The sequence below is a fragment of the Chroogloeocystis siderophila 5.2 s.c.1 genome (assembly GCF_001904655.1).
In the GTDB taxonomy this organism is placed as follows: Bacteria; Cyanobacteriota; Cyanobacteriia; order Cyanobacteriales; family Chroococcidiopsidaceae; genus Chroogloeocystis; species Chroogloeocystis siderophila.
In genome coordinates this window covers 96,315-103,639 of the sequence record NZ_MRCC01000019.1, presented here as the reverse complement: position 1 = coordinate 103,639, position 7,325 = coordinate 96,315, and the positions used below count along the sequence as shown (strand labels likewise).

Below are 7,325 nucleotides of genomic sequence, written 5' to 3'. Positions count from 1 at the left end.
GGCTGCTGGTGACGCGACTCCTGTTGCTTTCACTGCTCCTACCATCCATGGCTAAACTTTAGCTCTCGATAATTGAGAAGCGCCTCCCTCGCGGGGGCGCTTTTTAGTTGATTTGGAAGAGGTAGTAGATTAGCTTACCTTGCATTCAGAATAACTCTGACCCCTGTGAACTCTAACTTCTGCTGTACTATCCAACAGCTTTTAGTTCTTCTTGCAGCATTTTTTGATACACCTGAGGTAAATGTTGCGTCATTACATTGTCTTCAATTCCGTAGCCTAGGCTTGTCCAAGTATTAGAGAGAAGCTTAAGTACGCGGTCTAGGTTTCCTTGACGTAGTAATGTGGCAATATCTGTTCCCCAAGCTTGGCGATCGCTCAACCAAGCATAAACCACAGCATCTTGAAATTCCGGTTCAAAGCTGTATGATCGCCAAAACATCAAGCCTGGTGGTTGTGGATGATACCGTTGGGCTTTTTCTTTCCATGTTGTGTTGAGCATTTGGTATCGACCTGCTGCGGTAGAACAGTTACCTCGATTTGGACCTACGACAATTGTGATACATTTTTCTGGATGACCGCTCAGGTCTTTAACGTGTTGCCCTCCATAAAGAATCGTGTAGGGTTGAGGATGATTAGATTCGCTTGCCGATATTGTACGCATTAAAGCACGAATGTAGGGATCGCCACCGTCCATGACTAATGGTGGAAGATAACCTACTGTGGAATCAAAATGAGGCGATCGCCTCGCTCCTGGCTGTCGATGATGTACTAAATAGGCTAGCGCTAAAACCGCCGTACTGCTGGCAATCAAACGTTTCCAAGACTTACGCATTTGCACGAAAAATCAACACAAAGAAATTGTAGGGCAGTAAAAGCTGCCCTTACATTACATTCAGAGGAAGCTTGCTGGCTCAATGTTCCTCAAATTTCACGCGATCGCTTCAGCCTACACTCGCAAACAGTTCTTGAAAGCTTTTTGCTGATGCTTCTGGCTTAGCGACAATTTCCACAATTTTATTTCTTGATTCAGGATTAAATAACGCCTCAACGCATACCTGTGCGACTTTGGTGCGCGGAATACTACCATCAAATAGCGTATCCGCAGCCGACATAACTACAGGATTAGAGTTGTCGTCATTTTTCAAACCGCCTGGTCGGACGATAGTATAGGTAAGACCACTTTTTTGTAGATACTCCTCCGCCTGCTTTTTCCACACTAAGATCAACCAAAACAAATTCAGCGGATGAAACAGTTGAGAAGTACATAAAGAAGAAACAAAAACAAAATGCTCTATGCCTTTGGTCTTAGCAATATCAACTAAATTCTTTGTTCCTTCGTAGTCTACTTTGTAAGGTCCTGTGGGGTCAAAACTTGGTTTAGCTCCCGTTGCACAGAGTAATACAGTGCTGTCTCCTATCGCAGCACGGAGAGTATCTGGCTGCAATACATCACCGACAACCAACTCAGCTTCAGCGGGTAAAATTGCTTTGGCTGAATCGATATTCCGAACCAAAGCGCGTACAGGAATGTTTCTTTGGACTAACTCTTGGACAATTCTGCGACCTGTCTCGCCTGTTGCCCCTGCTACAAATGCTTTCATTTTAAAGCTTATGCTGAATAAACGAACAAATTCTCAGGTGAGTTTAACTAACTCTCAATCTCAATTGTAGATTTGATAAACCTTGATATAAGCTGCACAATGGCAGAGAAACTCTAAGACTGACTTGGGAATCCTAAATAGATAAGTCAAATTATAAAGGATGCGTTTATGCTGTCGAGCAATAGTGAATATAAATCTACTAGAAATGGACAAGTGCATTGGGATGCACCCACAACGCTAGCAGAAAGTGACTATTCACATACTGCACCAACACGCTTCCATGGAAGGTTTACGGACTGCATGGAAATGTATGCCCCTGCTGATGCCGTTGCCAATTACCTTGATGCTCACCAAGGCTGGTTTTGTCGCTGCGCTCAGCCAATGAAAGTAGAATCGGTTCAGGAAAACGCATACGCTTTGACGATTGGTCGGATCGGTTCGTTTGGTTACGAAGTAGAACCCAAAGTCGGCTTGGAACTTTTGCCACCAGACGAAGGAATTTATCGAATTAAGACAATTCCAGTGCCAAATTACATTGCTCCTGGCTATGATGTAGACTTCCATGCCGTGATGGAACTTGTCGAAACAGCCGCTACTCCCGAAGTAGTTGCAGGGAAAATGACACGCGTAGAATGGGAGTTGGATCTAGCAGTTGCGGTTCACTTTCCAAAGTTTATTCAACGTTTACCAAAATCACTTGTTCAAAATACAGGCGATCGCCTACTTAATAGTATTGTCAAACAAGTCTCGCGTCGTTTGACGCACAAAGTTCAAGAAGATTTTCACAAGTCATTAGGTTTACCTATCCCAACCAAGTCAAAGCGGGCAAGTTGAAGTGAGCTATTAATTGTGTTAGTGGCAATCAGCAAATTCTCAATATTACCCTCCCCACAAAATGATGTTTATGTCAACCCTACTCATTCATCTTGTGGATACAAGTCTTTAAGATAATAAGCTTCCACTTGTCTCAAATCTCGTTATTTACTGATAATTAAAATGGTGAGTGAATGTGACTAGCGGCTAGCAACTAACCACTAACCACTAGCAACGACATAGTCAGTTATTTAACTAGAGATGATATTATCGCTTGCTAAGGATGTTTTGGATAATTTGTACGCCACTGACTGCTTGCCAACTGAATAAAGCGAGTAAAACAGAATTTAAAACAATGTGAGTGTAACGCGCCCAGTTCTGACCTTTTTGCATAAACGGTGAGAGACTTGCGGAAACGGCAATTATCCCTGTCATAGCTAGTCCGACTAAGAGGTGAGGTCCAAGAAACAACTTTTGATTGTTGATATAGGTAACACCCATCGCAGCAAGTGTCCCTAAAACCATCAGTGCCAAGATGACCGAGCCAATTTGATAGTGTTTAACGTTGTATCTGCCTTTAATTAACTCTTTCTTAACTTCACCCTCGGCGTAGCGCGTGCGTCTGACTTGTACGCCCAAATACAGCGCATAAAATGAAGCTGCGAGTAAACCCCACATCAAAACAGGGTGAATGAAATTTAGCCAAAATTTTACGTCTTGTGAAAGTTCCATCGTGTTCTCTTCTGTTAATAAACTTGATAAAACTTAGCATAAGTTGTTTTATAAATTTGACCAATGAGTAATTTATCCCAATGATGTAGTGGTGATGAGTCATTGGATATCGTAAGTTCATCTACTCAAAAGTGGCATTTAGCGATAGACTAGCTATGCTTTCGATGAGATGATGCTTGAATATGAGTGTGACAAAAGACATCTCATTACTCAGGGCAGTTAAATGTGGTGACATTCGACAAATCCACGCACTGCTGAGCGCGGGTGCAAGTGTGAATGCTAGTGATGGCGACGGTACAACCGCCTTGATGTTTGCTGCTCAACGCGGCTATACCGAAATTGTCCGATTATTACTTGCAAACGGGGCTGACGTTAATCGCCAAAGAAAGCTTTATAGCTTGACGCCACTGATGTTAGCCGCAGCAGCAAATCACCTTGATATCGTAGAAACGCTACTAGCACACGGCGCAAATGTAAATGCGATTAATGAGGATGGTAGCACCGCCTTGATGATCGCCGCGCTCAAAGGTCATGCCAATATAGTACGCGTATTACTTAATGCAGGTGCCAAAGCTGATATTCGCGATCGCGATGATGATACTGCGCTCAAGTTGGCTGTGCAGCAACAGCACGTTGATGTTGTTCAAGCGCTGGTAGCATCTGGAACACTCGATGTTAATCTCCAAGATGAACAAGGCGAAACAATACTCATGCAAGCTGTCGATCTTGGTGTAACGGAGGTTGTAGAAGCACTACTACACGCAAAAGCAGATGCAAATTTAAAAAATATTGATGGTGGTAGTCCGTTAGCCGCCGCCGCCGCAGGGGGATACACGGCGATCGCAACTGCATTACTCACTGCTGGCGCTGAAATTAATGCCAAAGACCAAGACGGCGAGACGCCACTACATCTAGCCGTTGTTGAAGGACATACTGAAGTCGTCCAACTCTTGCTAAGTCGTGGTGCTGATGTTGAAGCGAGAAATTCTTTAGGCGATACACCTTTAATGGTTGCAGCATTGCATGGACATCGTGCGATTGTTGCTGTGTTGTTAGCGCAAGCACGCAACATAGATAAAGATATATTGAATATTAAAAACTTAGGTGAAACGCCGCTAACACTCGCCGCGACTCAAGGACATGCCGATACAGTGCAGTTGTTACTTGACTACGGTGCTGATCCTAATTTATCGGCCGATGATGGCAAAACAGCGTTGATGAAAGCCGCTGATCGCAATCAGATTGAGGTCATTGAGTGCTTACTCAAATCAGGAGCGAAGGTTGATCTGCAAGACAAATATCATGCTACTGCTTTGATGTGGGCAGCACACCGAGGTTTTGCGGATGCTGTGGAAATACTACTTCAAGCAGGGGCAGATGTCACGTTGAAAAATATCGCAGGTTACACAGCTTTGATGCTTGCAGAATTTAACGGGTATAAAAATGTTGTGCGATCGCTTAAAGCTGCTGGTGCGGACGAATAATGCGATCATTTCTGGTGAAAAGTCTGCGTTATTATACTTTATTTGTCTATAACAGCAGAAAGATCTACACTACTGCAGTTATTATAAAACTTCTGAATAACCTATTGTCTATCGAAACTCGCCTTTCAAGTAGATAGACTTTTGATTTGTGTAAGGAATCTATTAACTATTATCCAGTATTTTCCCCCTACTGAAGCGGCTTTAAGCTGCACTAAGATAATAAAAATACTAGCACAACTTCACACCTCCAATGTTCCACAAGCGAACTATTTTCTTCCACTATTAGAAGCAAGCATCAAACATAAAAAACTGACAGTTCATTTATATGTTAAAAAAACAGCTAAAACCTCTATTTTTTATTATGTTAACACTATTTGTGGCTTGCAAAAATCACTCATTGCAATCTTCCATGAAATCTACCGAACCTCCTGTAGCGACGGCGATTGCTGTTGATACTTCTGTTGGTTTGCAATCAATGAATGCTACAAAATCTAGAACAGTTATCGGTCATGCTATTGACTGCGATAATGATGGGCGTGATAATGACTATCGAATTGACTATGATGCAGATGGTATTCCTGACGATTGTATTATCGGTGATGACAATAGTTTAACGCCAGTTGATACTTCCAATTCTCAAAGTTTATTTGATAGACGAATAAAGTTTTTAGAAAAACTTACCGCAGGTTGTACAGAAAATCGTAAAGTTGAAGGCAATATGACTTACAGCATTTGTATTGCTGATGGTCAGCCTGTAAAAGCCGCAGAATTTCTGACTGAACTTGGAGATGGTTTAAATATCTGGTTTGAGCATGGTAAGGTTATAGCCGTACTGCGTACTCATAGTGGTGAAATGTTCTTCTTCGACAACGGCAAGCTTGAGTTAATGTTTGAGGACTATGGAACTCAAGTTGTTGTAAGCTTTACCCCTGAAGACCGCCAAGAATACGAAGATCTGGCACAAACTGCCTACCAACGTATTTTTCAGGTGTTTAGTATTGACTAAACTTACAAAATAAGAATTTTCCGTAAAATTGTAAATCTTGCTGGACTATATTTCCTAACAAAATAAATCCTGCTTAAGTTTATTTTATTACGTTGGTCTCTACACGTATTTTGCTTATCTTACAAGTTGTACAGCTTCTGTAGTTAATACAAGCGATCGCATATTTTTTTTATCGCTAACTTATCAAATTTAATATGTGTGGTTGAACTGCTCAATTAAAAGTCATTTAATTAAACTTAGAGTTGTTTATTCTCTACACGGAGAACACAATGCGTTACCGAAGAAAGCAGACGATAGCGATAGCATTTATTGCAATAATTTTTGTAGTGTTAAATACAGTTAAATCTTTAGCTGCAACTGAAATTAAGTGGACTACGGTTGCACCTTCGCCGGTGGGGACTGGAGAGGCAATGAGTGCAGTCGTTGGTGGAAAATTATATCAATTAGGTGGATATACTTCTCAGTGGAGACCAACAAATCGCGTGGATGTATACGATCCTGTAACGAACACTTGGAAGCGTCTTGCAGATATACCAATTAGAATTACCCACGCAGGAGTGGCTGCTGACGCAGGAAATATTTATTTAGCAGGCGGGTATGTTGGCAAACCAGAAGGCGGACAACTATTTGCAACAAGAAAAGTTTTACGCTACAATATTGCCACGAATACTTGGTCAGAAATGCCACCATTACCACAAGCTAGAGGTAGCGGTGGCTTTAGTAATCTGAAAAGAGAATTGCATTTCTTTGGTGGAGCAGATCTTAATAGAATTGACCGTGGCGATCATTGGATACTCAAGCTTGATAATATGGCTGCTGGTTGGCAAACAGCGGCTCCATTACCCAATCCACGATCGCACTTAGGAGATGCGATTGTCAACGGTAAGATTTATGCGATCGGCGGGCAGCATAGTTATGATGACTACTTGACAACACAAAATACAGTCCACGCTTGGAATCCCACAACGAAGCAGTGGACTAGAGTCGCGAATTTACCGCAAGGTCGCAGTCATATTGGGGCTGCGACTTTTGTCATTAATGGAGAAATATATTTAGTGGGTGGCGAAGTTCGACACAAGCTAGCAGTTAAGAAGGTAACGGTATATAATCCTAAGACTAATTCGTGGCGTGAATTAACTCCACTACCGACTCAACGTCACTCTGGTGTTGGTGGTTTTATCAATGGTAGTATCTACTACTCTTCCGGCGCTCCAGCTTTTGATAAAACAGTTTACCGAGGTAGATTTCAGTTTGTAAGTTAAAAAATCTTCTCAAGAATGCTGCATCTGTACAAAAGCATCGAGTAACACACCAGGAATGGGTCTAGGGCGCATCGACACTGCGTCCACCCATACCCACAAGGCTTCGGCTGTGACTAATAAGTGATCGTTGCCAGATTTACGAATTTCATAACGCCGAATCGCCCGTGTACCGCGCATTTCTTGCAACCAAGTACGTACCTCTAGCGTGTCACCCGCGATCGCCGGACGCAGATAATCGATCTCAATCCGGCGCATGACAAACACACCACCGAGTTCGCGATAGACATCCAAAGAAAAGCCCAAATGTTCTAAATGTTCGATCGCCGCTTGTTCGAGGTAATGTTGATAAACTGAGTTGTTGACGTGACCCAAGGCATCCATTTCATAATGGCGTACCCGTAGTTGTGTTGTAAATGGTTGCATATAT

The 7,325-nt window shown here is 42.4% G+C and carries 8 protein-coding genes; 4 read left to right on the top strand and 4 right to left on the bottom strand.

Features of this window, described 5'->3' with window-relative positions:
* Positions 1 to 187: 187 nt before the first annotated feature.
* Positions 188 to 832 carry a glycoside hydrolase family 24 protein gene (locus tag NIES1031_RS19885; protein ID WP_073551204.1) on the bottom strand — a complete coding sequence of 215 codons (645 nt, stop codon included), beginning with the start codon at positions 830 to 832 and terminating at the stop codon, positions 188 to 190.
* A gap of 109 nt (positions 833 to 941) precedes the next feature.
* Entirely contained in the window at positions 942 to 1,601 is a 660-nt protein-coding gene (locus tag NIES1031_RS19880; RefSeq protein WP_073551203.1) for an NAD(P)H-binding protein, read from the bottom strand.
* Positions 1,602 to 1,769: 168 nt separating this feature from the next.
* Between NIES1031_RS19880 and NIES1031_RS19875 the strand changes: the two genes are divergently transcribed.
* On the top strand, positions 1,770 to 2,435 hold the full coding sequence (locus tag NIES1031_RS19875; RefSeq protein WP_073551202.1) for a DUF1997 domain-containing protein: 666 nt from the start codon (positions 1,770 to 1,772) through the stop codon (positions 2,433 to 2,435).
* Positions 2,436 to 2,681: 246 nt separating this feature from the next.
* Here NIES1031_RS19875 and NIES1031_RS19870 read toward each other — a convergent pair whose 3' ends face one another.
* A complete protein-coding gene (locus NIES1031_RS19870; RefSeq protein WP_073551201.1) occupies positions 2,682 to 3,146 on the bottom strand; it encodes a DUF4079 domain-containing protein in 465 nt (154 codons plus the stop codon).
* A 182-nt stretch (positions 3,147 to 3,328) separates the two neighbouring features.
* Here NIES1031_RS19870 and NIES1031_RS19865 point away from each other — a divergent pair, with 182 nt between their 5' ends.
* The 3 genes from NIES1031_RS19865 to NIES1031_RS19855 all read left to right on the top strand — a co-directional run bounded on the left by NIES1031_RS19865 (position 3,329) and on the right by NIES1031_RS19855 (position 6,898).
* A complete protein-coding gene (locus tag NIES1031_RS19865) occupies positions 3,329 to 4,630 on the top strand; it encodes an ankyrin repeat domain-containing protein (RefSeq protein ID WP_178378197.1) in 1,302 nt (433 codons plus the stop codon).
* A gap of 409 nt (positions 4,631 to 5,039) precedes the next feature.
* Positions 5,040 to 5,636: a hypothetical protein gene (locus NIES1031_RS19860; protein ID WP_073551200.1), complete on the top strand. Its 597-nt coding sequence runs from the start codon at positions 5,040 to 5,042 to the stop codon at positions 5,634 to 5,636.
* Positions 5,637 to 5,962: 326 nt separating this feature from the next.
* Complete coding sequence (locus NIES1031_RS19855) at positions 5,963 to 6,898, top strand: Kelch repeat-containing protein (RefSeq protein ID WP_178378196.1); 936 nt, start codon at positions 5,963 to 5,965, stop codon at positions 6,896 to 6,898.
* 9 nt (positions 6,899 to 6,907) lie between these two features.
* On the opposite strand, the gene NIES1031_RS19850 is transcribed toward NIES1031_RS19855, so the two are convergent.
* Entirely contained in the window at positions 6,908 to 7,321 is a 414-nt protein-coding gene (locus NIES1031_RS19850; RefSeq protein ID WP_073551198.1) for an acyl-CoA thioesterase, read from the bottom strand.
* Between the last annotated feature and the right edge of the window lie 4 nt (positions 7,322 to 7,325).